The 22879-nt window shown below is 66.5% G+C and carries 23 protein-coding genes and 1 pseudogene; 10 read left to right on the top strand and 14 right to left on the bottom strand.

The features are described 5' to 3' along the window. Nucleotides 1-48: 48 nt before the first annotated feature. The 3 genes from ABQF30_RS13340 (at nt 49) to ABQF30_RS13330 (ending at nt 1664) form a co-directional block, all read left to right on the top strand. On the top strand, nt 49-600 hold the full coding sequence (locus tag ABQF30_RS13340) for a sigma-70 family RNA polymerase sigma factor (RefSeq protein WP_448464348.1): 552 nt from the start codon (nt 49-51) through the stop codon (nt 598-600). Between the two features lie 11 nt (nt 601-611). Further along, nucleotides 612-1229 (top strand): anti-sigma factor family protein, encoded by a 618-nt coding sequence (locus ABQF30_RS13335; RefSeq protein WP_448464346.1) that lies wholly within the window; start codon nt 612-614, stop codon nt 1227-1229. 114 nt (nt 1230-1343) lie between these two features. Beyond that, nucleotides 1344-1664, top strand: a complete 321-nt coding sequence (locus tag ABQF30_RS13330) for a hypothetical protein (protein WP_448464344.1) — start codon at nt 1344-1346, stop codon at nt 1662-1664. Between the two features lie 37 nt (nt 1665-1701). On the opposite strand, the gene ABQF30_RS13325 is transcribed toward ABQF30_RS13330, so the two are convergent. Beyond that, entirely contained in the window at nt 1702-2097 is a 396-nt protein-coding gene (locus ABQF30_RS13325) for a nuclear transport factor 2 family protein (RefSeq protein WP_448464342.1), read from the bottom strand. A gap of 22 nt (nt 2098-2119) precedes the next feature. After that, on the bottom strand, nt 2120-2818 hold the full coding sequence (locus ABQF30_RS13320; protein WP_448464340.1) for a fumarylacetoacetate hydrolase family protein: 699 nt from the start codon (nt 2816-2818) through the stop codon (nt 2120-2122). Between the two features lie 78 nt (nt 2819-2896). Between ABQF30_RS13320 and ABQF30_RS13315 the strand changes: the two are divergent. Together ABQF30_RS13315 and hrpA are read left to right on the top strand one after the other, a co-directional pair. Continuing rightward, a pseudogene (locus tag ABQF30_RS13315) lies at nt 2897-3031 on the top strand (type II toxin-antitoxin system antitoxin MazE5); the annotation flags it as partial. A gap of 43 nt (nt 3032-3074) precedes the next feature. Continuing rightward, a complete protein-coding gene (gene hrpA / locus ABQF30_RS13310; protein WP_448464338.1) occupies nt 3075-6959 on the top strand; it encodes an ATP-dependent RNA helicase HrpA in 3885 nt (1294 codons plus the stop codon). Here hrpA and ABQF30_RS13305 read toward each other — a convergent pair. The 3 genes from ABQF30_RS13305 to ABQF30_RS13295 are packed head-to-tail and all read right to left on the bottom strand — an operon-like array spanning nt 6956 to nt 10198. Next, nucleotides 6956-7861: a fumarylacetoacetate hydrolase family protein gene (locus ABQF30_RS13305; RefSeq protein ID WP_448464336.1), complete on the bottom strand. Its 906-nt coding sequence runs from the start codon at nt 7859-7861 to the stop codon at nt 6956-6958. The two genes, hrpA and ABQF30_RS13305, sit on opposite strands and share 4 nt — an antisense overlap. Continuing rightward, a complete protein-coding gene (locus tag ABQF30_RS13300) occupies nt 7858-9012 on the bottom strand; it encodes an acyl-CoA dehydrogenase family protein (protein ID WP_448464334.1) in 1155 nt (384 codons plus the stop codon). The genes ABQF30_RS13305 and ABQF30_RS13300 overlap by 4 nt, the downstream gene beginning before the upstream one ends. Beyond that, nucleotides 9005-10198 carry an acyl-CoA dehydrogenase family protein gene (locus ABQF30_RS13295; RefSeq protein WP_448464332.1) on the bottom strand — a complete coding sequence of 398 codons (1194 nt, stop codon included), beginning with the start codon at nt 10196-10198 and terminating at the stop codon, nt 9005-9007. Before ABQF30_RS13295 ends, ABQF30_RS13300 begins: the two co-directional genes overlap by 8 nt. Nucleotides 10199-10257: 59 nt before the next feature. Between ABQF30_RS13295 and ABQF30_RS13290 the strand changes: the two genes are divergently transcribed. Continuing rightward, nucleotides 10258-11370 (top strand): FAD-dependent oxidoreductase, encoded by a 1113-nt coding sequence (locus ABQF30_RS13290; protein WP_448464330.1) that lies wholly within the window; start codon nt 10258-10260, stop codon nt 11368-11370. On the opposite strand, the gene ABQF30_RS13285 is transcribed toward ABQF30_RS13290, so the two are convergent. After that, nucleotides 11367-11783, bottom strand: coding sequence for a cupin domain-containing protein (locus tag ABQF30_RS13285; protein ID WP_448464328.1), 417 nt, complete (start codon nt 11781-11783; stop codon nt 11367-11369). The genes ABQF30_RS13290 and ABQF30_RS13285 overlap by 4 nt on opposite strands. Before the next feature lie 75 nt (nt 11784-11858). Between ABQF30_RS13285 and ABQF30_RS13280 the strand changes: the two genes are divergently transcribed. Next, on the top strand, nt 11859-12746 hold the full coding sequence (locus ABQF30_RS13280) for a LysR family transcriptional regulator (protein WP_448464326.1): 888 nt from the start codon (nt 11859-11861) through the stop codon (nt 12744-12746). Here ABQF30_RS13280 and ABQF30_RS13275 read toward each other — a convergent pair. Further along, nucleotides 12736-13836, bottom strand: coding sequence for an esterase family protein (locus ABQF30_RS13275; protein WP_448464324.1), 1101 nt, complete (start codon nt 13834-13836; stop codon nt 12736-12738). The two genes, ABQF30_RS13280 and ABQF30_RS13275, sit on opposite strands and share 11 nt — an antisense overlap. 90 nt (nt 13837-13926) lie before the next feature. Then, nucleotides 13927-14781 carry a helix-turn-helix transcriptional regulator gene (locus ABQF30_RS13270; RefSeq protein ID WP_448464322.1) on the bottom strand — a complete coding sequence of 285 codons (855 nt, stop codon included), beginning with the start codon at nt 14779-14781 and terminating at the stop codon, nt 13927-13929. Nucleotides 14782-14855: 74 nt separating this feature from the next. On the opposite strand from ABQF30_RS13270, the gene ABQF30_RS13265 reads away from it, so the two are divergent. Further along, complete coding sequence (locus ABQF30_RS13265) at nt 14856-15452, top strand: class I SAM-dependent methyltransferase (RefSeq protein WP_448464320.1); 597 nt, start codon at nt 14856-14858, stop codon at nt 15450-15452. Here ABQF30_RS13265 and ABQF30_RS13260 read toward each other — a convergent pair. The 3 genes from ABQF30_RS13260 to ABQF30_RS13250 form a co-directional block, all read right to left on the bottom strand. Beyond that, the gene (locus ABQF30_RS13260; RefSeq protein ID WP_448464318.1) at nt 15421-17358 is read right to left on the bottom strand and encodes a CocE/NonD family hydrolase; all 1938 of its coding nucleotides are present in this window, start codon (nt 17356-17358) and stop codon (nt 15421-15423) included. The genes ABQF30_RS13265 and ABQF30_RS13260 overlap by 32 nt on opposite strands. Before the next feature lie 96 nt (nt 17359-17454). Next, a complete protein-coding gene (locus tag ABQF30_RS13255; protein WP_448464316.1) occupies nt 17455-17853 on the bottom strand; it encodes a heme-binding protein in 399 nt (132 codons plus the stop codon). Between the two features lie 282 nt (nt 17854-18135). Further along, nucleotides 18136-18573 (bottom strand): DUF4383 domain-containing protein, encoded by a 438-nt coding sequence (locus tag ABQF30_RS13250; protein ID WP_448464314.1) that lies wholly within the window; start codon nt 18571-18573, stop codon nt 18136-18138. A gap of 57 nt (nt 18574-18630) precedes the next feature. On the opposite strand from ABQF30_RS13250, the gene ABQF30_RS13245 reads away from it, so the two are divergent. Then, complete coding sequence (locus ABQF30_RS13245) at nt 18631-19116, top strand: GNAT family N-acetyltransferase (protein WP_448464312.1); 486 nt, start codon at nt 18631-18633, stop codon at nt 19114-19116. Here ABQF30_RS13245 and ABQF30_RS13240 read toward each other — a convergent pair whose 3' ends face one another. Beyond that, nucleotides 19117-20661: an acyl-CoA carboxylase subunit beta gene (locus ABQF30_RS13240; protein ID WP_448464310.1), complete on the bottom strand. Its 1545-nt coding sequence runs from the start codon at nt 20659-20661 to the stop codon at nt 19117-19119. It lies immediately after the preceding gene. A 50-nt stretch (nt 20662-20711) separates the two neighbouring features. Between ABQF30_RS13240 and ABQF30_RS13235 the strand changes: the two genes are divergently transcribed. Beyond that, on the top strand, nt 20712-21143 hold the full coding sequence (locus tag ABQF30_RS13235) for a PPOX class F420-dependent oxidoreductase (RefSeq protein ID WP_448464308.1): 432 nt from the start codon (nt 20712-20714) through the stop codon (nt 21141-21143). A 1-nt stretch (nt 21144) separates the two neighbouring features. Here ABQF30_RS13235 and lipE read toward each other — a convergent pair whose 3' ends face one another. Continuing rightward, nucleotides 21145-22374, bottom strand: coding sequence for a lipase LipE (gene lipE, locus ABQF30_RS13230; protein WP_448464306.1), 1230 nt, complete (start codon nt 22372-22374; stop codon nt 21145-21147). A 7-nt stretch (nt 22375-22381) separates the two neighbouring features. Continuing rightward, a complete protein-coding gene (locus tag ABQF30_RS13225) occupies nt 22382-22879 on the bottom strand; it encodes a peroxynitrite isomerase (protein ID WP_448464304.1) in 498 nt (165 codons plus the stop codon).

The following is a 22879-nucleotide window of genomic DNA, read 5'->3' as shown; positions in this document are numbered from 1 at the left end:
GAACCCCCGGGATTCCTTCCGTGCGGTGGCCATGGCGCGGTACTAAGGATGCCAAGGCCAGGCAGTCGTCCACGTCGCTGGCGCGCCGTCGGCCCGCGCCGCGGCTCCAACGGTCAGGTGTTGACCACGCTGTATGCGGCACATGTCGACGCGGTGCGCCGATTTGTCGCCGGCTATGTCGCAGATTCCCAACACCGTGAGGACATTGTGCAGGAGACCTTCGTCAGGGCGTGGAAGAACATCGACCGGATCGACACGGAGCACGGCAACCCGCGGTCTTTCCTGTTCTCGATCGCCCACAACGCTCTCGTCGATCAGTGGCGCGCCAAGTCACGGCGACCGGAAGTGCTGACCGACCGTGATGTCACTGTTGCGGCCGACGACGGTGTCGACAAATCGCTGGAACGGATCCTGCTCACCGAATCGGTGCGCCGACTGAGTGCCGACCATCAAGAGGTGATCAAGGCGCTGTACTTCGACGACATGACGCTAGCCGCGGCGGCTGATCGACTAGGTGTCGCGGTGGGAACGGTCAAGTCCCGTAGTTACCATGCCGTGCGGGCGCTGCGGGCGGTGTTCGACGAAATGGGACTGCTATGAACGGGTATGCCATGAACGATGACGAACCGCACGTCTTGCTCGGGGCCTATGTGCTGGGCGGCCTGAACGCCGATGAACGGCGGCAGTTCGAAGAGCACCTGGGCGACTGTCCACAATGTCGGCGCGACCTTTCTGATTGCGCCGCACTGCCCGCGTTGTTGACGAACGTCGATCCCGCCGACCTGGATGTCGAGCTGAAAGATGGTGTTGGCGACCGGTCTGCGCGCCGAAGCAGCCGGTGGTGGACGGCGGGGGCGGCTCTGGCAGGTGCTGCTGCGGCGGTCGCGATCGGCGTCGCTACGGTGACGATCCCCGGCGAGGATCCGCCCGCGGGTGTTGGCACCTATGCCGTGAACGCGATCACCGGTGACGTTGGTGGGATGGTGACATTGACGCCCATGCCGTGGGGCACCGCCATCTCCCTCGACCTCAAGAAGCTGCCAGCTGAGGGCGTCTTCACGCTACGCACGATGGACGATCGCGGCCGGATGGAACCGGCCGCGAATTGGGCCGGCATGCCCAGCGGGTCCGGGGTGGTGCACGGATCGACATCGATTCCGATGCCGCAACTACGCAAGCTCAACGTCGTCGACGCCAACAACACCGTGCTGGCCACAACGGAACGCTGACCATTCGCGGGGCGGCAAGAGTCGACCCACTGCGTCGAAACGGCGATGAGCTGGAGCACGAGGACCGTAGTGAACCAAAACGTTTGTGCCAGCGTATATCTCAAGTGAACCGGCATGAAAGGAACACTTGTGAGAAACTTGGTTCGCTCGGCGACGCTAGTGGGATTTCTTGTGGCCGCGCTGATTTCGGGTGGTGCGGCTTACGCGGCACCGACCGGCCCGCAAACGGTCACGCAGGTCGTCAATCAACTGCGAGCACGGGGATATCAAGTCATTTTGAACAAGGTCGGCTCCGCGCCACTCGAAAACTGCTCCGTGAGCGCGGTCCGTCCCGGACATACTTATTCGCACACCGACTCGGGCGCTCCAGGAGCCGGTAACGACCTCGTCACCACCGTTACCAGCATGACGGTATTTGTTGATGTGGAGTGCTGATACCCGGCCGGGCGCGGCCCAGCATTGGATGCGGCCGCTAGACCCCAACCACCCGGACAGAGGTGAATCGTCGGCGCGCGATACGCCAACCATCGGTGGTCCGGACCAGTTCGTCGTCGTAAAACCCGGCGGCGTTGACGCCGGAGTTGTTGTCCTGGGCCATGATCAGTGCGTCGACGTAGGTCCGGGCTGCGGCGGTGTCACCGTCGACGGTGATGACGTGGTTGCTCATCCGGTGCAAGGTGTGGCCGGCCAGTGCGTGGGTCTGTTCCATGAAGTCGGTGACAGCGTCCACCCCCGACCACGTGCCGATCTCGCCGTAGTCCAGCGTGCAGTCGGTGGTGAACACGGTGCGGAAAAGCGGCCAGTCCCGGCGGTCGATCCCCGTCGCGTACCGGACCAGTACGTCGGTGATGTCTTCTCGGTCGGTCATCTATCTGCTCCTCGCGTCCGCGTCATGCGCTATCTCCGACAGTGAAGGTGAACTTCGCGACGCCCTCGACCCCGCCGGTGACCACATCGCCAGGGTCCATCGGACCAACCCCAGCCGGCGTCCCGCTGAAGATCAGATCGCCGGGCGCGAGCTCGACGGCCGTCGAGATGGCGCTGATGACCTCCGGCACCGACCAGATCAGATCCTTCAGGTCGCCGTGCTGCTTGAGCTCGCCGTTGACCCGCAGCCAGATCTCGCCGCTGTCCGGATGTCCGACTTCTGCGACCGGGTGGATCGGGGTGCACGGCCCCGACGCATCGAAGCCCTTGGCCCAGTCCCACGGCCGGCTCAGCTTCTTGGCTTCGTCCTGAACGTCGCGACGGGTGAGGTCGACACCGACGCCGTAGCCCCAGACCAGGTTCAGCGCGTCGGCCGGCGCCACGTTGCAGCCACCTGCTCCTAGCGCCACCACGAGCTCTATCTCGTGGTGAAACGCCGACGTGAGCGACGGATAAGGCACCGTGCCGGTGGCATCGATCACCGCGTCGGCCGGCTTCATGAAGAAGAATGGCGGTTCACGGTCGGGATCCTTGCCCATCTCTCGGGCGTGCGCCGCGTAGTTACGGCCGACGCAGAACACCCGCCGGATGGGAAAGCGCCCGGCTCCGGTGCTGACTGGAAGCGACGCCTGCGGTGCGGGAGGGATCACGTAGTCGGTCACAGTCGGCATTCTTCCGCGTCGACACCCTGGCCGTCGTAGTGGGACGATTGCGACATGGCTCGACCATGCCCAAGGCGACTCGAGGCGTTGCGTGCCCGCCGTCGGTCCGCCAAGGTCGACGCCAGTTACCGCGCCTATGACGCCCATCCGATCGACGAGCCGGATGAGTGGGGTGACCTGGCGTCGTGGCGGCGAGCGGCCGGCGCCTCGTGAGCGACTGCTCGGCCTGACGCGCACCCCCATTACCCTTGCTTGAGTGTCCGAACGTCAAGAGCTGCGTGAGCTGCGTGCGCGTCTCGACGGTCTGACCATCCGCGACGCCGCCCGGCTCGGCCGCCGGCTCAAGAATCTCCGCGACGGCGACGTCGGCAAGATCGCCGAGCAGATTTCAGCCGCCGAAGGACTCATCCTCACCCGGCAGGCGGCCGTCCCGACCATCACCTATCCCGACCTGCCGGTCAGCGAACGCCGCGACGAGATCGCCAAGGCCATCAACGAGCACCAGGTGGTGATCGTGGCCGGGGAGACCGGATCAGGCAAGACGACGCAGTTGCCCAAGATCTGCCTGGAGCTCGGCCGCGGCATCCGCGGCACCATCGGCCACACCCAGCCGCGCCGGCTGGCTGCTCGCACCGTCGGCCAGCGCATCGCCGACGAACTCGGCACGCCGCTGGGCGAGGCCGTCGGCTACACGGTGCGCTTCACCGATCAGGCGAGCGATCGGACGTTGGTCAAGCTCATGACCGACGGCATCCTGCTCGCCGAGATTCAGCGTGACCGCCGGCTGTTGCGCTACGACACCCTGATCCTCGACGAGGCGCACGAGCGCAGCCTCAACATCGACTTCCTCCTTGGCTACCTGCGCGAGTTGCTGCCTCGTCGCCCTGATCTCAAAGTCATCGTCACCTCGGCAACGATTGAGCCCCAACGCTTTTCCGCGCACTTCGACAACGCTCCGATTGTCGAGGTGTCGGGGCGGACCTATCCGGTCGAGGTCAGGTACCGGCCATTGGAAGTGCCTGCGGTCGAAGATGACTCAGAGGATCCCGACGACCCCGACCACGAGATCGTCCGTAACGAGATCCGCGATCAGACGGAGGCCATCCTCGACGCGGTCCACGAGCTGGAAGCCGAGCCCCCGGGCGACGTGCTGGTGTTCCTGTCGGGCGAACGTGAAATACGGGACACCGCAGAAGCTCTGAAAGACCTGCGCAATACCGAGGTGTTGCCGCTCTACGCTCGGCTACCCACGGCCGAACAGCAGCGCGTGTTCCAACCCAGCCACACCGGCCGACGGGTGGTGCTGGCCACCAACGTCGCCGAAACCTCGCTGACCGTCCCCGGCATCCGCTACGTCGTCGACCCCGGCACCGCCCGCATCTCGCGGTACAGCCGGCGCACCAAGGTGCAGCGACTCCCTATCGAGCCGATATCCCAGGCTTCGGCCGCGCAACGGGCGGGCCGGTCGGGACGCACTGCGCCTGGCGTCTGCATCCGGTTGTACTCCGAAGCCGACTTCGAATCCCGGCCCCGCTACACCGATCCGGAGATCCTGCGGACCAATCTTGCCGCAGTCATCCTGCAGATGGCGGCGCTGGGACTGGGTGAGATTGAGGAGTTTCCATTTCTCGATCCGCCGGACGCGCGCAGCGTCCGTGACGGGGTCCAGCTGCTGCAGGAGCTCGGTGCGTTCGACACTTCTGGTGCGCTCACCGATGTCGGACGACGCCTGGCCCGCCTCCCGCTCGACCCGCGGATCGGACGCATGATCCTGCAGGCCGACGCCGAAGGCTGTGTGCGCGAGGTGCTGGTGCTGGCCGCCGCGCTGTCGATTCCAGATCCGCGGGAGCGGCCGACCGACCGGGAGGACGCAGCCCGCCAGAAGCACGCCAGGTTCGCCGACGAGCACTCGGACTTCGTGTCCTACCTCAATCTCTGGAACTATCTGCGCGAGCAGCGGAACGAGCTCTCCGGCAATGCCTTCCGGCGAATGTGCCGCGAGGAGTTTCTGCACTACCTCCGTATCCGGGAGTGGCAGGACCTGGTGGGGCAGCTACGTAGTATCGCCCGTGATATCGGAATCCGCGAGAGCGACGAGCCCGCAGACCCGGCGAGCTTCCACGCCGCGCTCACGGCCGGTTTACTTTCCCATGTTGGGCTGCGCGAGGGCGAGACCAGGGACTATCAGGGCGCGCGTAACTCCAAGTTCGTGCTGGCTCCCGGCTCGGTGTTGACGAAGAAGCCGCCCCGTTGGATCGTGGTCGCCGATCTGGTGGAGACGAGCAGGCTGTTCGGCCGCATAGCGGCCCGTGCCGAACCCGAGGCGATCGAGCGGGTGGCCGGCCATTTGGTGCAGCGCACCTACAGCGAACCGCACTGGGAGGCCAAACGCGGCGCGGTGATGGCGTTCGAGCGGGTCACGCTCTACGGGCTGCCCCTGGTTCCACGCCGGAAGGTCGGGTACGCGCAGATCGAGCCAGAGCTGTGCCGCGATTTGTTCATCCGCCACGCTCTGGTCGAAGGTGACTGGCAGACCCGGCATCACTTCTTCCGCGACAACGCCCGCCTGCGTGCCGAACTCGAGGAGATCGAGGAGCGTGCCCGCCGCCGCGATCTGTTGGTCGGTGACGACGAGATCTTCGCCTGGTACGACGCGCGTATCCCGGCAGAAGTCGTTTCGGCACGCCACTTTGACGGATGGTGGAAAAAGCAGCGGCACAAGACTCCGGATCTGCTCACGTTCACCCGTGACGACCTGCTCCGCACCGACGACGCGGACGATCATCCCGACACCTGGCAGACCGGCGACCTGGAATTGCCGCTGAGCTACCGCTTCGAGCCCGGCGCCGCGGACGACGGCGTCACGGTGCACGTCCCGGTGGGGGTGCTGGCCCGCCTCGGCGGTGAGGGATTCGCCTGGCAGGTACCGGCTTTGCGCGAGGAACTGGTGACCGCGCTGATCAAGTCGTTGCCAAAGGAGCTGCGCCGCAACTTCGTACCCGCCCCCGACACCGCTCGCGCGATCCTGAGTGACCTGGACCCCGGCTCGGGCTCCCTGTTGGATGCCGTGCAACGCGAACTACGGAGGCGCAGCGGCATTCTCGTACCGATCGAGGCTTTCGACCTCGACAAGATTCCGCAGCATCTGCGGGTCACGTTCGCCGTCGAAACGGCCGACGGCAGCGAGGTCGCCCGCGGTAAGGACATCGACACGTTGCGTGAACAGTTGGCGGTTCCGGTGGCGCAGGCTGTCGCCGAGGCGGTCGCGGGTGAGTTCGAACGCCAAGGCTTGACGCGGTGGCCAGACGATCTCGACGAACTGCCGCGCACGGTCGAGAACGTGAGCGGCGGACACACCGTCCGCGGCTATCCGGCCTTTGTGGACAACGGAAACGCCGTGGACGTCAAGGTGTTTGCCAGCCAACCTGAACAGGCCGCGGCCATGGGTCCCGGCCTTCGGCGGCTGCTGCGGCTGAGCGTGCCGTCGCCCGTCAAAGCGATCGAGCGCGGTCTGAATCCGCGAGCCCGGTTGGCGCTCAGCTCCAATCCCGACGGCACGCTGGCCGCGCTGCTCGACGACTGCGCAGACGCCGCCGCTGATGTTCTGCTACGGAAGCCGATATGGACCAAAGCCGAATTCACCGCGCTGACTGAGCGTGCGGCCAAAGAACTGGGCCCGACGACCCAGGCCGCGGTGAGCCGGGTCGAGAAGGTGCTGGCCGCCGCGCACGAGGTGAGCCTGGCCCTACCCGACAAGCCGCCACCCGCGCACGCCGACGCGATCGCGGACATCCGCTCACAGCTGGATAGGTTGCTGCCCAGAGGCTTTGTCACCGAAACCGGTGTCGCCCGGTTGGCCGACCTCACGCGGTACGTCACGGCGATAGCCCGCCGGTTGGAGCGGTTGCCGCAGGCCGTCGGTGCCGACCGGGAGCGAATGGCCCGCGTGCACGCCGTGGAGGACGCCTACGATGAGCTGCTCCAAGCGCTGTCGCCTGCCCGCGCGGCCGCCGCGAATGTGCAGGAGATCGCCTGGCAGATCGAGGAATTGCGGGTCAGCCTGTGGGCTCAGCAGCTCGGCACGCCGCGACCGGTGAGCGAACAGCGGATCTACAAGGCGATCGACGCCGTCACCCGCTAGCGGATCGCGTGCTCGATGCGGCCGATGTCGTCGAGGATCAGCGTCAGCGTGTCACCCGGCCGCAGCCAGTTGCCGGTTTCCATCCCGCTGCCGCCGGGTAGGGTTCCGGTACCGAAAAGCTCGCCGGGATAAAGCTGTTCGCTGCGCGACGCATGTGCCAGCACCTCGCCGAGGGTGTGCTGCATTCCCAAGCTGTCCACGGAGCGGACCACCGTACCGTTGATCAGCACGGAGCCGGTAAGGGCATCGATGCGGGACAGAATCTCGTCGGCCGTCACCGCGGTGTCCGACATCGAACTGGCAAAATGCTTCGACTTCTGCGGGCCGAGGCCGCTCTGCATCTCGGCACGCTGCACGTCGCGCGCGCTGAAGTCGTTGAGCACCACGAACGCGCCGATCGCCGCGGTTGCCTCGGCCGGGGTGGCGTCGAACAATGGTGCGGCCAGGACGAATCCGATCTCCAGTTCGTAGTCCAGGGCTTGCGAATAGTCAGGTACGGCGACCGGGGTTCCGGTCGGCACAAACGTCTGGGCATTGGACATGTAGTAGATGGGTTGTTGGTAGAACAGCGGTTTCGGCTTGAACTGTGGCACCGGGCGGCCGGTCACCCGTTCGAACGCCGACGTGATCCGGGACAGACCCGGATGGAACCGCCGGATCAATCCGCGCGCGGCGTCGATGTTGTGCTGTTCGTACAACATGAAGTCGCGGAACGACAACGGCTGAAACGGCAGCAGGTGCTCGCTGTGTTCGAGCTGGCGATCCGCAGCCGCCAGCTGCCACACGTCGTCGAACACCCGGCCACCGAGTGGGGGGAGATCAGCCTCCGGACCCCAGTTCCCTTCGGAATCCAGGGATTCCACCTGCAGTCCGCTGGCGGTGCGTACCCGGCGCAGCTTCATTGTCGGCCTGTGGCGACTCTTGGTGCCCGGTCTGCAACCGCCTCGTCGAGCACCAGCTCGGCTATCCGGGAGCGGTGTGCCTCGGCGCTGCCGAGCAGTGCGGCGTCGGTGGTGGCCCTCTTGAAGTACAGGTGCGCCTGGTGTTCCCAGGTGAACCCGATACCGCCGTGCACCTGGATGGCGTCTGCAGCGATCTTGGCGAACGCCGCCGAAGCAGTGGCCTGCGCAATGCTCGCAGCCAGCGCCGGATCGTCGGAACCGTCGGTCAGCGCCCACACCGCGTGATAGGCCGCCGACCGCGCATGCTCGAGGTCGACCAGGCAGTCTGCCAGTCGGTGCTTGACGGCCTGGAACGACCCGATCGGCCGGCCGAACTGCAGCCGCGACTTCGCGTACTCCACCGACAGATCAAGCAGATGCTGTGCGGCCCCGACCTGTTCGGAAGCCAGCAGAGCTGAGGCGACCTGCAGTGCGTGGGTGATGACGCGCTCGGCTTCGTCGGCGCCGGCCACCAATCGCGCGGGCGCGTCGGCGAGCACGATGGTGGCCTGCGGTCTGGTCAGATCCAGTGTCACCAATGGCGTGCGTTCCACGTCGGCTGCGTCGACGGCATACAGAGCGACGCCGTCGGTTCCGGTGGCGGCCACCAACAGGACGTCCGCAGCACCGCCGTCTATGACGTGCTCGACCGTCCCGCTGAGAGTGCCGTCTCCGGTGACGGTCACCGCCTGGGGGTCGAATGCGCCGGCCCGGTCAGGCACCGCGAATGCGGCGGTGCGCGTGCCACCAATGAATGCGTCGAGAAGCTCATTCCGCACCGGTCCCGTGGATGCGGCCACCAGCGCCGGGATCGCCAGGTAGACCGTGCCGAACATCGGCCCGCAGGCCAGCGCCGCGCCCATTTCCTCGACTGCGACAGCCTGATCGACCAGCGTGCCGCCGGCACCGCCGTCGGCCTCGGGAACCGCCAGGCCCAGCACTCCGAGCTCAGATCCCAAGCGCGCCCATACCTTCGGGTCGAAGCGAGGTGCGGACTCCATGAGTGTCCGCACGGTCTGCTCGTCGAAGTTCTCGGCGCAGAACTTGCGCACCGCGGCGCGAAGCTGTGCCTGTTCGTCCGTGAAGGCAAACTCTTGGCTGTTGTTAGCCACGGGGGATCTCCTTCCACGGCATGCCGGCGTCGGCACGCAGATCGCCGGGCAACCCGAGGATTCGTTCACCCAGAATGTTGCGCATCACCTCGGACGTACCGCCTTCGATCGTGTTGGCCTTGCTGCGCAGGAACCGCTGCTGGATGGGTCCGCGCCAATCGGATTCGTCGTCACTGTCGTGGAGTCCGTACCCGTGATACAGAATGCCCTCCGGCCCAAGCAGATCCATGCACCACTGGTAGATGTGCTGATTGAGCTCCGCACCCACGAGCTTGCCGATCGACCCTTCCGGACCTGGTCCGCCGACGGTCGCGGCGGCTCGCGAGCGTTCGGCGGTCAGGCGCTGTGCCTCCGAGCGCAGCCACAGCTGGGTGAGCCGGTCGCGCAGCACCAGAGTCTGGAGATCCGGACGGGACGCCCACAGTGACACTGCTTCGGAGATGGTCCCGGCGCCCCGGCGGTTGCCGCTGCCGCCGAGTGCGCTGCGCTCGTTCATGAGCGTGGTCATCGCGACGTTCCATCCGTTGCCGATCTCGCCCAGCCGGTGCGCGTCCGGAATGCGGGCGTCGGTGATGTAGACCTCGTTGAACTCAGCCTGACCGGTCATCTGGCGCAGCGGCCTCGTCTCGACCCCGGGCGCATGCATGTCGAGGACGAAGTAGGTCAGGCCTTTGTGCTTGGGCACATCCGGGTTGCTGCGGGCCAGCAGCAGACCCCACCGCGCGCGGTGCGCCAGGCTGGTCCACACCTTCTGGCCGTTGAGGATCCAGTCGTCGCCGTCGCGTACGGCGGACGTGGCCAGCCCGGCCAGATCCGATCCGGCGCCTGGCTCGGAGAACAGCTGGCACCAGATGTGTTCAGTGCTGGCCAGCGGCCGCAGCCAAGACCTTTTGAGGTCTTCGGACTGTGCGTGCTCACGGATCGTGGGCGCGGCCATGCCGTATCCCATCGGATTGAGACCGAGCGGCACCGGCCCGCCTGCGCCCTGCAGAATACGATCCGCCACAGCCTGCAGACCGCGCGATACGCCGAGGCCGCCCAGGCCCTCCGGGAAGTGGACCCAGGACAGGCCGGCGTCGTAACAGGCGGCCAGGTACTCCGGGATCGGGACGTTCTTCGGGTCGTGGTCGGCCACGACTTGGCGGGCGAGGTCGGCGACCCGGTCCGCATCAGCGACGCTGCTCATCCAGTCACGATAAGGAACGGGGTCCGGGCACCGACCGGCGGGCGGTAGCGTCACGGATCGTGGACCGAAAGCGGGTGGTGATCGCCGGGCTCGGAGATACCGGCGTGCTCGCCGCGATCCGGCTGGCCCGCCGCTTCGACGTCGTCGGCATCTCGGTAAAACCCGGCCTGGTGAGCGGTCAGGAACTCGGCATCCGGTTGGCCCGCCCGGATGACTGGGCCCGCGATTACTGGATCGGATTCGACCGGTTCCGCGGGCTGGATCGAGTGCACACCGTGCACGGCAGCCTGACCGGAGCCGACTTGGCGGCCCGTACCGTCACCGTGCGCGACGCCGATGGGCGGATGCGCGACGAGCACTTCGACGCGCTCATCGTCTCCACGGGCGTCACCAACGGCTTTTGGCGCCAACCTGTTCTGCAGTCGACCGGTCAGGTCGATGCCGGGCTGCGCGCTGCGCACGACCGGCTGGGTTCCGCCTGTTCGGTCGCCGTCATCGGTGGCGGCGCCGCGGCCGTGAGCAGTGCGGCCAATATCGCGATGCGGTGGCCGGGTACCCGCGTCGAACTGTACTTCCCGGGCGAAACGCTGCTACCGCACCATCATTGGCGGGCCCGCGGCCGTGTGGAGAGCAGGCTGGTCGCTGCCGGTGTAGCGCTACACCCTGGCCACCGCGCGGTGGTTCCGGCCGGCTTCGACTGTGACGCGATCACGTCCGATCCGGTCTGCTGGAGCACCGGACAGCCGCCGGTGCAGGCCGACGCTGTGCTGTGGGCGATCGGTCAGGTCCGGCCCAACACCGGGTGGCTTCCGGCCGGCGTTCTCGACGATCGCGGCTTCGTGCGGGTGACGCCCGAGTTGCAGGTGCCGGGCGCACCGGGGGTGTTCGCGGTCGGCGACGTGGCGGCCACCGATCCGCTGCGGTCGTCGGCCCGTAATCGGGCCGACGGGTTGGTTGCCCGCAACGTAGCCGCTTATTTCACCGGTGGCCGGATGCGAGCGTTCAGTCCACCTGCGAGCCGGTGGGGTTCGGTGCTCGGCCCGCAGCCCGACGGTCTGGAAGTGTTCGCGCCCAACGGGTTTGCATTCCGGTTTCCGGCCTGGTCAATAGACCGGATTCTGCAGGCGTGGATCGTCAGGCGCGGCATCTACGGGGGCGTGCGGGAGGCCTAGTGCATGTCCACCAAAGGCTGATCGGCAGGCACCACATAGGTGGACAACATGAGCGTCCGGACCGTGCCGACGTTGCGGGCGTTGTGAATCGCCCCGGTCGGGATCAGGAACGGGTCACCGGAGTGCAGGTGCAGTGCGGGTCGATCGTCGAAGATGATGTCGACGTCGCCCTGCACGATGTAGCACACTTCCGGTCCGGGATGGTTGTGCCTGCCGGACTCCTTGCCGGCCGGGATCTCGAAACGGGTCTGGATGATCTCGAAGCCCGGCGTCGGAGCGGGCACGCGCTGCAGCTCCGTTCGTGACACTCCTGCGGTGGGCCCATCGACGGGGCCGGCATGTGCGGCCGGGGCGGCCAGCGCAGCAATTGCCATCAGTGTGGATGCGACGAGTTTGAGCGGGGCCTTTGTCATGCCTCAATGACACTGCCTGCGCGCTATCAAGTCCAACGATCGTTTTTGATAGTGATCATCTTCTACATTGATGACGTGGAACTGCGTCAGCTGGAGTATTTCATCGCGGTGGCCGATGAACTGAGCTTCACCCGGGCCGCTCATCGTGTGCACGTCGTGCAGTCGGCGTTGTCGACGTCGGTGAAGAAACTCGAGGACGAACTCGAGGTGGACCTCTTCGATCGATCACGTCAGCGGATCCGCCTGACCCCGGCCGGTGAACGGTTTCGCGATCACGCCAGGCAGGTCATGCACAGCGCCCGCCTGGCAACGGATGCACTCGGCGAGTATCGGGGATTCCTTTCCGGCACAGTTGATTTCGGTTCTCTGGTGACATTCGGTGCGCTCGACGTGACGGGTGTGCTCGGCCGATTCCACCGCGACCATCCGCATGTCCGGTTGCGGGTGCGGCTGAGCCAGGCGGGGTCGTCGGCGTACCTGACGGAGATCGCCGGCGGCACGCTCGACCTGGCGCTGATCTCGGCCCCGGACCGTTTCCCTTCGGGTGTCGACATGCGCGAACTCGCGGCCGAGCCCATGGTCTTCGCGTGCCGGGGCGATCACCGGCTGGCGGCGCATCGCCGGGTGCAGATCGGTGAACTCGCCGCCGAGGACCTCATCGGGTTTCCCGTGGGTTTCGGCATCCGCAAGTTGATCGACGAGGCTTTCGCGTCGGAGGGGGTACTGGCCCGCACGCCATACGAGATGCCCAGCGATTACACCGTCGCCGCAGCGTTGATATCCAACGGTCTCGGCACCGCGGTCATGCCGGCCAGTGAGGCGGCGCGGTTCCCGGAACTGACGGCCGTGCAGTTGGCGACACCGATCATCTGGCGGATCTACCTGGCGCAGCCGGCCACGCCGAACCCAGCCGCGGCCACCTTGGCCGGGATGCTGCTTGCTGCCGGCGCGGCTACGGAATAGGGGGCATGGCGGCCGGCACTACAGGCATGGCCGGGACAACCGGTGCGGCCGGGACAACCGGTGCGGCCGGTACAGCGGGTGCGGGCGGCGCAGCGGGTGCGGGCGGCGCAGCGGGGGTGGCCCCGACGCCGAGGACTCGCAGCATGTCCGGCTTCATCTGCTGCAGCTGCGATCCCCAGTAATTCCAGCCGTGTGTGCCGTTGGGCGGGAAGTTGAACACCGCGTTGCGGCCACCTGCGGCCACATACTTCTGCTGAAACTCCTTGTTGGAGTTGACGGTGATGTTCTCCAGGAACTGCGCGCTGTACAGCGTGCCGAAACTGCCGCCGGGAGCGTCGAGATCGGAAGGCGTGCCGTTCCCGCAGTACACCCACACCGCGGTGTTGTTCGCCACGAGCCGCCCGATGTTGACCGTCGGGTCGTTGCGACGCCAGGCTGGGTCGCTGGTCAGCCCCCACATGTCGGTCGAGTTGTACCCGCCTGCGTCCTTCATGGCGAACCCGATCATGGTGGGCCACAACCCTTGTGACGGGTTGAGAAAGCCGGAGAGCGCGCCGGCGAAGATGAACTGGTGCGGATGCCAGATCGCGAGGGTAAGCGCGGCGCCGCCCGACATCGACAGTCCGACCACGGCGTTGCCCGTGGGCTGCACCCCGCGATTAGTGGCCAGCCAGGACGGGAGTTCCTGGGTCAGGAAGGTTTCCCACTTGTACGTCGTGGTGCCTGCGCTGCCCGCCGCCGGCCGGTACCAGTCGGTGTAGAAGCTGGACTGACCGCCGACTGGCATCACCACTGAGATGCCGGACTCGTGGTACCACTCGAAGGCGGCGGTGTTGATGTCCCAGCCGTTGGCGTCGTCCTGGGCGCGTAGTCCGTCGAGCAGGTACAAAGCATGCGGTCCACCGCCCTGGAAGGTGACTTTGATGTCGCGGCCCATCGACGGCGACGGCACTTCCAGGTACTCGACCGGGAGGCCCTCCCGAGAATATGCCGCCGCGGGCGCCGTGATGCTGAGCGCGGGCAGCATCAATACCGCCCCCGTCAAAGCCGCCACGCGTTGCGCCAACCTGCCGATGAACATCCGCTTCACACCGGCACGCTAACAATGCCTACGGTGTGATCACCTTGGCCGCGCCTGGCGTAACCCGCCTGTTATCAAGGTGATTCGGTTCTGAGTCATTCAGGCGCCTGCGTGCCGCCACTCCCGGGGCGACGCGCCGTGCGTCTTGCGGAACTGTCTGCTGAAGTAGCCAGGATCGACCATCCCGACTTGCAGCGCGATATCCGCCACCGGGAGGTCGGTGTCGGCCAGCAGTTCGCGTGCCCGGCTCATGCGGCGCTCGGCGATCCATTCGCCGACTGTGCGTCCGGTGCGTCGGCGCACCAGCGTGGTGAGGTGCCCGGGAGTCATGCCGACCTCGTCGGCGACGTTGCGCAGCGACAGCGGTTCGGACAGGCGGTGGTCGATGACCTCGAAAACCTGGGCAAGCAGTGGCTCGCCGCTGCTGCGTAGGTCGCCGACCACATCGCCGGCGAGTCTGGCCAGGTCGATCAGCAACACGGTCAGATAGGCGAGGGTGGCCTGCCGGTAACCCTCCCGGCGGTCGGCAAGTTCGGCCTCGATGGACCGGAGCATGTTGTCCCAGACTGGCTGTCGATCTAGCGGCACACTGAGTTGCAAAAGCCCGCCCGACTGGCCGTGGATGAACGGGAACAGCAGCGGATGCGCTTGCCAGGCCGGCCACGGCGAGCTGTTGCCGTGCCCGATCGCCTCCGGGTCGAAGAACACCCCGACGCCTTCGGTATCGGTCGTCATTCGACTGGGGACGATCACCTCACCGGCCGCGACGACGTAGACGACCCCCTGGGTTGATACGTACCAGAGCACGGGGAAGTCGTGGATATGCGGGCGGTGCTCGATCAGGTCGCTTTGACCGCCTCGAACCAACGACACCGGCGGGGCGTCTCGGTCCGTCCAGTACCGGTAAACAGGAACGCCGCCGCGGTGGCGGACCAAGCGGGCAACGTCGGGCACATGACCGAAGATAGTCCTAGTTTTGCCGATCTTCGCCCAACTATCGCCCAGGCACCGGCTGGATGATTGGGTCTATGACCGAACATCGTCCTCATTTCCTGGCCAACCGGCACGACTACCTGCCCGCCACCGGTCACGACGCGTTCCTGCCCGCCTACGATCTGCTGACCCGCGTGCTGGGCATGGGCCGGGCGTACGACGCGCTCGTGGCGCAGGCAGATCTCGCAGCCGGCCAGCGCGTCCTCGAAATCGGCTGTGGCACTGGAAACGTCACCACCCGCCTCAAGCGTTCGTGCCCCGCAATCGAGGTCACCGGTACTGACCCGGACCCGCGTGCGCTCAAGCGTGCACAACGAAAAATCAAGGGGATGAGCGGTATCCGCTTGGAGCGGGCCTATGCCCAGGACCTGCCGTTCGGTGACGGCGAGTTCGACCTGGCGCTGTCCTCGATGATGCTGCACCACCTCGATGAGGACACGAAGACCGCGGCCGCCGCCGCGGAACTGTTCCGCGTGCTGAAGCCCGGTGGGCGGTTGCACATCGTCGATGTCCGAAGCGACGGCATACCGCGCCTACTCGAAGTGGCTGGATTCGACTGTGCTGTCGGAGCATCCGAACATCGACGGTTGATCGGGCAGCTCACCTACTTTCGGGCGACCCGCTCGGAGTGAACGCCGCCGGGTCGGCCAGCGGGATCAGCAGGCGCGACGGCGACTCGCCGCCCTGCTGTACCCGGTAGACACCGCCGGCCAGCGCTGCTCGTGCCGGCTTGGTGGGGACCAGGTGTGGAAAGTCGTAGGTGGTCAGCGTCAGTCGTAGGCGATGTCCGGCCTCGATCATCGCCGCGGTGGGGTATATCTCGAGGTCGTAGCGCGTCAACTCGCCCGGCACGACGGGCTGAGCCGCCGCACGGGTACTGAAATACTGTGGGCGCAACACTGTCCCATCGGGCAGGTACCACGACGCCTCCCGGTCCAGCGCGCGATGCGACCCGAGCAGTGCGCCTTGCGTCAGCGGACGGCTCACTCCTGCCGGTGACACGTCGTCCAAGTACGCCACCCACAGCGTCTCCGTTGTGTTCGCGGTTGCGTGAACGGTCAAAGTGACTGGGCCGGCGATCAATTGGGCACTGCTGAACTCCGGGGTGGTGTAGGTCAGCGCCTCCCGCTGCAGTCGGCTGTGGTCCAGGTCGTAGCGGATCTGCCGGCCCCGCTGGGATGCCATGAAGCTGCCCATGCCGAGGCTCCACTGTTCCAGGCTGCGCCCGGAAATCGGTCCGCGTGCGGTATAGCGCAACGGCGCTTCGGTGACCTCACCGGCAGGATCGGCGGTCAGGCCGCCGCCCTCGGCGAGGTACATCCGCGTCGGGGTGGCCTCAGGGAACGGGTACTCCCGCGTGTGAAACCACTGCGAGCTGCCGATCGCCTGGAACCGCAGTGGCGGGCCCGTCACCTCGGCGTCGGCCGATTCTTTGAGCCACCAGTCGAACCACCGCAGCTGCAACGCGTTGAGATGCAGCCCGTCGAGATCCGATACGTGGTACCAGGGGCCCATCATCAGCTGGATCCGGTCAGTAACGGGCTGGCCGAGCTCCATCGGTCCATTGACCGGCCGGCCCGCCGCCGCATTCTGCAGCAGGGTGTAGTTCAGCGGTGCACCGCGTTGGAACGCGTCGTGCCAGCCGCCGATGAGGAAGACGGCCACGCCGTTCTCGATGATCTTGGGCAACACATCGCCGGCGCGCATGGTGTCCCAGAACGGCCCGTCGAATGCGGTGTCCCCACCGCGCGCGGCGTCGGCGGTCATCGTCTTGAAGAACTGTCGCTGATCGCGCCCGCGCTGGCGCACCGCGGACCAGCCACCGGCCCGCGGACGTTCATGTCGACCGCGGTTGGCGAACTCCAACACCGGGTTGACGACGTTGAGCAGTGAGTAAACCGCGCCGTACGCCCGAACCGTGCGCATGTGCGGTATGCCGCCCATGGTGACCACGTCGCGGTAGAAATCGTTGGCGGCCATGACCGGGAAGATGGCCTTCAACGGCGATTCCGGGCCGACCGCGGCGGCGGTGAGCAATTGATTCATCGCGAGATACGAGATGCCGAACATGCCGACGCGGCCATTGGAGTTCGGCAGCTTGGCGGCCCAGTTGACCAGGTCGACGCCGTCCTGCACCTGTTCGACGCCCAGCATCTCGAATGAGCCGCCGGACACTCCGGTGCCGCGCACGTCGGCGATCACCTCGATGTAGCCGCGCTTGATCAGGTACGGGGTGGCGCCACCGCCGATCTGCGCGGCCGGTGGCGGGGCCTTCTTTCCGTACGGCGTGATGGACAGCAGTACCGGGAACGGTCCGGCCGCGGGGGCGCCAGACGGGTCGGTCGGGTAGTGGACGTCGGCCCGCAAAACGGTGCCGTCGGAGGTCGGTATCGCGACGTTGCGGTGCACGCCGACGCCATAGCGCGCCGGTTCCGGTGTCCATTCCGGTTCCAGCGGTGACGGGCTGGTCTTACGAGTGCGGGTCCGCGGACGGCCGGCAACGGATCGCCGCCGGAAACCTTGCAACCTGTTCGCCATTCCTAGACGGTATGACGGGCGGTTCCGGCTACGACAAGCCGGTAGTCGAGACGACCGCCGCCATGGCACTTGCCGTGGCGGCGGTCCGTTACTCGATCAGCCGGCCATGAACTCGTTGTAAGCCGAGGACAGTTCCGGTGACAGCGCCGTCACGTTGCATTCGCGCTGTGTATCGCCGATGGGCGCCAAGATGCCCCGCAGGTCGTAGTACTCCGCCGGGTTGGCGGTGAAGTACCCACGCAGGGTCTCCGACGCCTGCGCACGTGGCTGCGTCATCGCAGCGGTGACCGCCTGATTGGCACCCGGGTGGGTGTCGAGGTACGCCCGGGCAGCACCGGTGGTCGAGCTGACGGTGTTAGCCAGCCCGCTTGCGCTGCAGTCCGGCGCAGCGCTCGCCGCCGGTGCGCCGATGATTGCTGCGGCGACGCCCCCGATGAGACCGGAAGCGCAGGCGCCGGCGATTCCACGGCGCGCAGTGATACCAGTGTATTTCATGATCATTTCCTTCGGATTTGAATGGGTCGCGATTTCGGTCGCTGTTTCCCCGCCTGAATCGACCGTAACCGCGTCCGTGCGGAGCAAAACGCCAACCGCTCGACGGCCTCGCTACCTGCGGAGCAGCGTTACGTCCTAGGGCAGTGAATTGGGACTCAATATCACCGATATCCGACGGATGATCTTGAAAACTCTCAGATTCCGGCGGTCACCCTTAATTGATCGTGATCTGCACGGTGACCGAATTGTTATCGGGAGAAGTGGCCAGCTAACCGCTTGCCATCACCGTCGCGGGCGTAGCTCGGCTAACGAGTTTCGCAGCCCTCCGTCGCGACGGACCTGGATTGCCGCGATCGCCAGCATCACCGCGGCGGTAACCAGATGCACCACCGCGTCGGTGATGTTGTTCGGGAAGGCAAAGATGTATGCGACCTGGTTCGAGAAGAAGGCCCAGATTCCAGGCACGGCGCCGGCGACCGCGGCCAGCATCAGGTAGAGCACCGACCATGACTTGCGCCAGCACAACACCAGCCCCGGACCGAACAGCGCAAGGCCTGCCACCGCGTGCCAGCCGTTGTAATCCATCCCGAAGATCTGCACGGTCGGCGCGTCGGGGCCCGTCTCGAAGCTGGGCTCGGCGATGTACCCGACGATCGCCTGGATCACGTGAAACAGCGAGATGACCAGCAGCCCCCACTGCGCAAAACTCCACTGCCGCATACTGCGGACGCTACGTCTACTACGCTGTGTAGTCAACGGTCGTCATAGGGTCACAGCGTGGAGATCCGCGCCGCTACGACCGATGACATCGCTGAGATCGCGCCGTTCTTCCGGGCCATAGTGGCCGACGGCGAAAGCTACACCTATCCCGAAGACCTGACCGACGCGCAGATCGCAGAGGTGTGGCTGGCGCCGCCGCCGGGCCACACGATCGTGGCAGTGGTCGACGACGCAATTGTCGGTACGGCCAGGATGGGCCCGAACAAGCCCGGCCGTGGTGATCACGTCGGCACGGCGAGCTTCATGGTCGATCCGGATGCGACGGCTCGCGGGGTTGGGCGGGCCATGGCGCAGTGGGTTATCGATTGGCATCTCGAAAACGGTTACGCAGCAATCCAGTTCAATGCCGTGGTGGAGACGAATGTGCGAGCTGTGGCGCTGTGGCAGGACTTCGGGTTCCGAATCGTCGGCACAATCCCCAAGGCCTACCGCTCCCGTACGCACGGCCCGGTTGGACTGCACGTCATGTACCTCGAGCTGTGATCACCACGTATCGACAAACCGCCTGGGGCGAGGCCTTTCGTGCTGCGCGGCTGCGGCCAGGGTCGCGGCGATCAACGAGCGGGTCTCCGCCGGGTCGATCACGTCGTCGATCTCGAACAGCGCCGCAGAATTGAGCGCCTTGGCGTTCTCCTCGGCAGCCGCGGTGGCGTCGCGAACGGCTTCCTCGCGGGCGTCGTCGTCCGCGATCGTCTCGAGCTCCTTACGCATGCCCAACCGGACCGCACCTTCCAATCCCATCGGCCCCAGATGCGCACCCGGCCATGCCACCGTGAGCAACGGTTCGTGCAGGCTTCCACCGCACATCGCCTGTGCGCCAAGCCCATAGCCGCGCCGCAGGATCACCGCCACCAAAGGCACGCTGAGCGTCGCGCCTGCCACCAGCAAGCGCGACCCGCGGCGCACCAGGGCCTCGGCCTCGGCGGCCGGGCCGACCATGTAGCCAGGGCAGTCGACGAGCGAGACCACCTGCAGCCCGAACGCGTCGCACAACTGCAGGAAGCGCGCGGCCTTGTCCGATGCGGCGGCTGTGATCGCTCCGGCCATGACTCTGGTGTTGTTCGCGATGATCCCGACGGGCCGACCATCGATATGAGCCAGTGCCGTCACCATTTCGGGTGCGAATTTCTCCCGCAGGAACGTGACGGACTCCGCGTCGGCAAGGGTCTCGATGATCGGCCCGACGTGGTAGGCGCGCCGGGCACGCTCGGGAACCATTGTGCGCAAGGCGGTTTGATCCGATTGACGACCCGACTCGGTGGGTCCGTGGAAGTAGCCGAGCAGCTCCCTGGTCACGGCGACGGCCTCTGCCTCGCCTGGCACGACCACGTCGACCACACCGTTGGGCGCCTGCACCGAGATCGGTCCGACGTCGTCAGGTGCCACATCGCCCAGCCCGCCACCGGCGATCATCGCCGGCCCGCCCATGCCGATCGAGGTGTCCTCGGTGGCGACGATCAGGTCGGCGGCCCCGGCGATCACCGCATTGCCGGCGAAACAACGGCCCTTGACCACGGCGATCCGCGGCACCACGCCCGACAACGCGGCCCACAACTTGAAGGCACGCACCTCCAGGGAGGACACCGTCGGATAGTCGGTGTCGCCCGGGCGGCCACCGCCACCCTCGGCGAAGAACACCGTGGGCAGCCGCAGCTGTTCGATGATCTCGAACAGCCGGTCCTTCTTGCGGTGACCCAGCGCGCCCTGGGTCCCTGCCAGCACCGTGTAGTCGTACGACAGCACCGCGCAGGCGTGGCCGTCGATGCGCGCGGTGCCCGCCACCAGGCCGTCGGCCGGGGTGCGTTCGATCAGGTCTGTCTCGTCGCGGCGTCGCCGCTGCGCCGCGATGGCGAACCGGCCGTATTCGACGAACGATTCCGGGTCGATCAAGTCGGCGATGTTCTCGCGCGCGGTTCTGCCGTGGGCGGCATGTCTGCGCGCTACCGCATCCGGGCGGGCCGCGTCCTGCGTCAACGCCCGGCGCCGCAACATCTCCGCGAGGTCGTCGCGGATGGGTTCGTCAGTCATCGTCGACTCCGTTCGGAATAGCGGCCCACTGTCGAGAGTTGCCCACACATGTGACTGCCACCTCATTCGATCCGCGCTCGCTGCTGGCCGAGGCCCGGCTGGGCATACTCGCCACCATTAAAGCCAACGGGGTCCCGCAGCTGTCGCCGGTGACGCCCTCATACGACCCGGCGTCCGACGTCATCTACGTGTCGATGACCGAGGGGCGCGCCAAGACCGTGAACCTGCGTCGCGACCCGCGCGCCGCGCTCGAGGTGACCAGTGCCGACGGCTGGGCATGGGCCACCGCCGAAGGTCCGGTGACGCTGACCGGGCCCGGCGCCGACCCGCACGGCCCCGAGGTCGAGGCGCTCGTCGACTACTACCGCAAGGCTGCCGGCGAACACCCCGACTGGGACGAGTACCGATCGGTCATGGTGTCCGATCGCCGGGTTTTGATGGCCCTTACGGTCGAGCGGGTCTACGGCGAGAAGCTGCGCTGATTCAGTTGATCTCGGCCGCGATGCGGTTGAGCACCGCGGGGTAGCGGTTGGCCTCGCGGTGGGCGCCGGGCTTGCCGCTGCTGACGATTGCGGCGGACAGGCTGCGTGCGGGATCGGCCCACACTGCGATATCCACCAGCCCGGTGTGGCCGAATGCCGAGGGCGTGTTGCGGCCGAACGGCCCAAAGCGTTTGCCCCCCAGCATGTAACCGGTGCCCCAGCGCATCGGCTTGAGGCCGGTCGCGACGTCCGGCCGCATCCTGCGGCGCGGGGTGGTTGCAGCGCGCAGGGTTTCGGGGGTCATGATGCGAACGCCGTCGAGTTCGCCTCCGCGGCGCAGGATTTCGGCGAATCTAGACATTTCTTCGGCATTCGATACGGTGCTTGACGATGGCACGACGCTGGTCAGGAACAGCGGAGTGTTGCTGAGCGGGATGATCCGGTCAGGGGTGCCGCCCACCGCGGCCCGGAAGGCCGCTGCGATCGGCGCAGGCAGTGGCTTGCCGGTGACATGGCTCGGCGCGACCAACGGAACCTCTTCTGGCGTAACGCCGTAATTGGTCCACCGGAACTTGAGCGGGTCGAGGATCTCCTCGGCCAGGATGTCGCGGATGCTGCGGCCGGTGGCCGCCGAGACGATCTCCCGGATGAGCGGTCCCCACGTCAGCCCGTGGTAGATGTGCACCAGCCCGGGCCGGTACACCGGCTTCAGTGCGGCCAGTTGCTCACGGGTGTACGCGCTGTCGTTGACTCGTGTGACGTCCGGGCGCGGTCCGGTGTGGATCGGTACGCCGGCGCTGTGCGTCATCACATGCCGGATGGTGGTGCGATCCTTGCCGTGGCTGGTGTAGCTGGGCAGGTAATCACAGACGCGGTCGTCCAGGGAGAAATGCCCACGCTCGACGAGCATGTGCACCACAGTCGAGCTGATCGCCTTGGCCGCCGAATACACGCAGAACGGGGTTTCCGTTGTGACGGGGATCTTTTCGGCGTCCGGCGGGTCGTCGGGACCGTTGCCCCAGCCGTGTCCGATCGCACGGTTCAGCACAACCTTCCCGTTGTGCCGCAGGCACACCTGGATGGCCGGGTGCATGCCGGCGCGGTACCAGTACCGCACCGATTGCCAGATCCGCTCGATCGAATAGGGGTCGATGCCCGAGTGGTCCTCGTCGCCGATCGCGGTTACCGCGTCGAGATCAGCGGGGACGGCGATCGTGCCGTCAGTGCTCATATTTGGTTCATGCCTGCTTCCTGTGCAGCGTCGCGGCCAGGTGGTGTTGCAGCGGTTGCCCGACCGCACCCATCCGCACGGTGTAGGTCAACTCGTCGCCCACCACCCTGATCGAGCGGGCCAGCGCAGTCACGTTCTTGGCTGTCCCGGTGAGGCCGATCGTGGTCGCCGTCAGCTCCATCGCGATGCTGTCTCCGTCGGCCGTCAGAGTGCCTTCCTGAATCTCTGTGATGCCGGTCGGATGCGCCAGCACCCATTCGGCCCGATCTGGAGCCGGCACCCGGAGGTATCCGGCCTCGGCGTGCAGGGGTCTGCCGTCGTCGCGGGCTTTGGTGCGTTGGCTGTAGCTCAAGAACGGCTTGCCGACGTGGCCGAAGGTGATCTCCTCGAGATAGTCGAACGGCTCGATCGTCGGGTACTCACCGGCGCCGGGGCCCGCCCACGTGCCCAGCAGGGGAGCCAGGACGGCTATGCCGGGATGGAGGTCGGGACGGAGGTCAACCAC

It is taken from the genome of Mycolicibacterium sp. XJ870 (genome assembly GCF_053483975.1).
Note: the sequence above shows the minus strand (reverse complement) of the source record. Positions and strands in the feature narration are given on the sequence as shown.

What these genes read in the sequence shown, in the direction of transcription:
- ABQF30_RS13340 (WP_448464348.1), top strand. Translation starts at nt 49, where the DNA reads ATGCCAAGGCCAGGCAGTCGTCCACGTCGCTGGCGCGCCGTCGGCCCG.
- ABQF30_RS13335 (WP_448464346.1), top strand. Translation starts at nt 612, where the DNA reads ATGAACGATGACGAACCGCACGTCTTGCTCGGGGCCTATGTGCTGGGC.
- ABQF30_RS13330 (WP_448464344.1), top strand. Translation starts at nt 1,344, where the DNA reads ATGAAAGGAACACTTGTGAGAAACTTGGTTCGCTCGGCGACGCTAGTG.
- ABQF30_RS13325 (WP_448464342.1), bottom strand. Translation starts at nt 2,097, where the DNA reads ATGACCGACCGAGAAGACATCACCGACGTACTGGTCCGGTACGCGACG.
- ABQF30_RS13305 (WP_448464336.1), bottom strand. Translation starts at nt 7,861, where the DNA reads ATGAAGCTGCGCCGGGTACGCACCGCCAGCGGACTGCAGGTGGAATCC.
- ABQF30_RS13295 (WP_448464332.1), bottom strand. Translation starts at nt 10,198, where the DNA reads ATGAGCAGCGTCGCTGATGCGGACCGGGTCGCCGACCTCGCCCGCCAA.
- ABQF30_RS13285 (WP_448464328.1), bottom strand. Translation starts at nt 11,783, where the DNA reads ATGACAAAGGCCCCGCTCAAACTCGTCGCATCCACACTGATGGCAATT.
- ABQF30_RS13265 (WP_448464320.1), top strand. Translation starts at nt 14,856, where the DNA reads ATGACCGAACATCGTCCTCATTTCCTGGCCAACCGGCACGACTACCTG.
- ABQF30_RS13260 (WP_448464318.1), bottom strand. Translation starts at nt 17,358, where the DNA reads ATGGCGAACAGGTTGCAAGGTTTCCGGCGGCGATCCGTTGCCGGCCGT.
- ABQF30_RS13255 (WP_448464316.1), bottom strand. Translation starts at nt 17,853, where the DNA reads ATGAAATACACTGGTATCACTGCGCGCCGTGGAATCGCCGGCGCCTGC.
- ABQF30_RS13250 (WP_448464314.1), bottom strand. Translation starts at nt 18,573, where the DNA reads ATGCGGCAGTGGAGTTTTGCGCAGTGGGGGCTGCTGGTCATCTCGCTG.
- ABQF30_RS13240 (WP_448464310.1), bottom strand. Translation starts at nt 20,661, where the DNA reads ATGACTGACGAACCCATCCGCGACGACCTCGCGGAGATGTTGCGGCGC.
- lipE (WP_448464306.1), bottom strand. Translation starts at nt 22,374, where the DNA reads ATGAGCACTGACGGCACGATCGCCGTCCCCGCTGATCTCGACGCGGTA.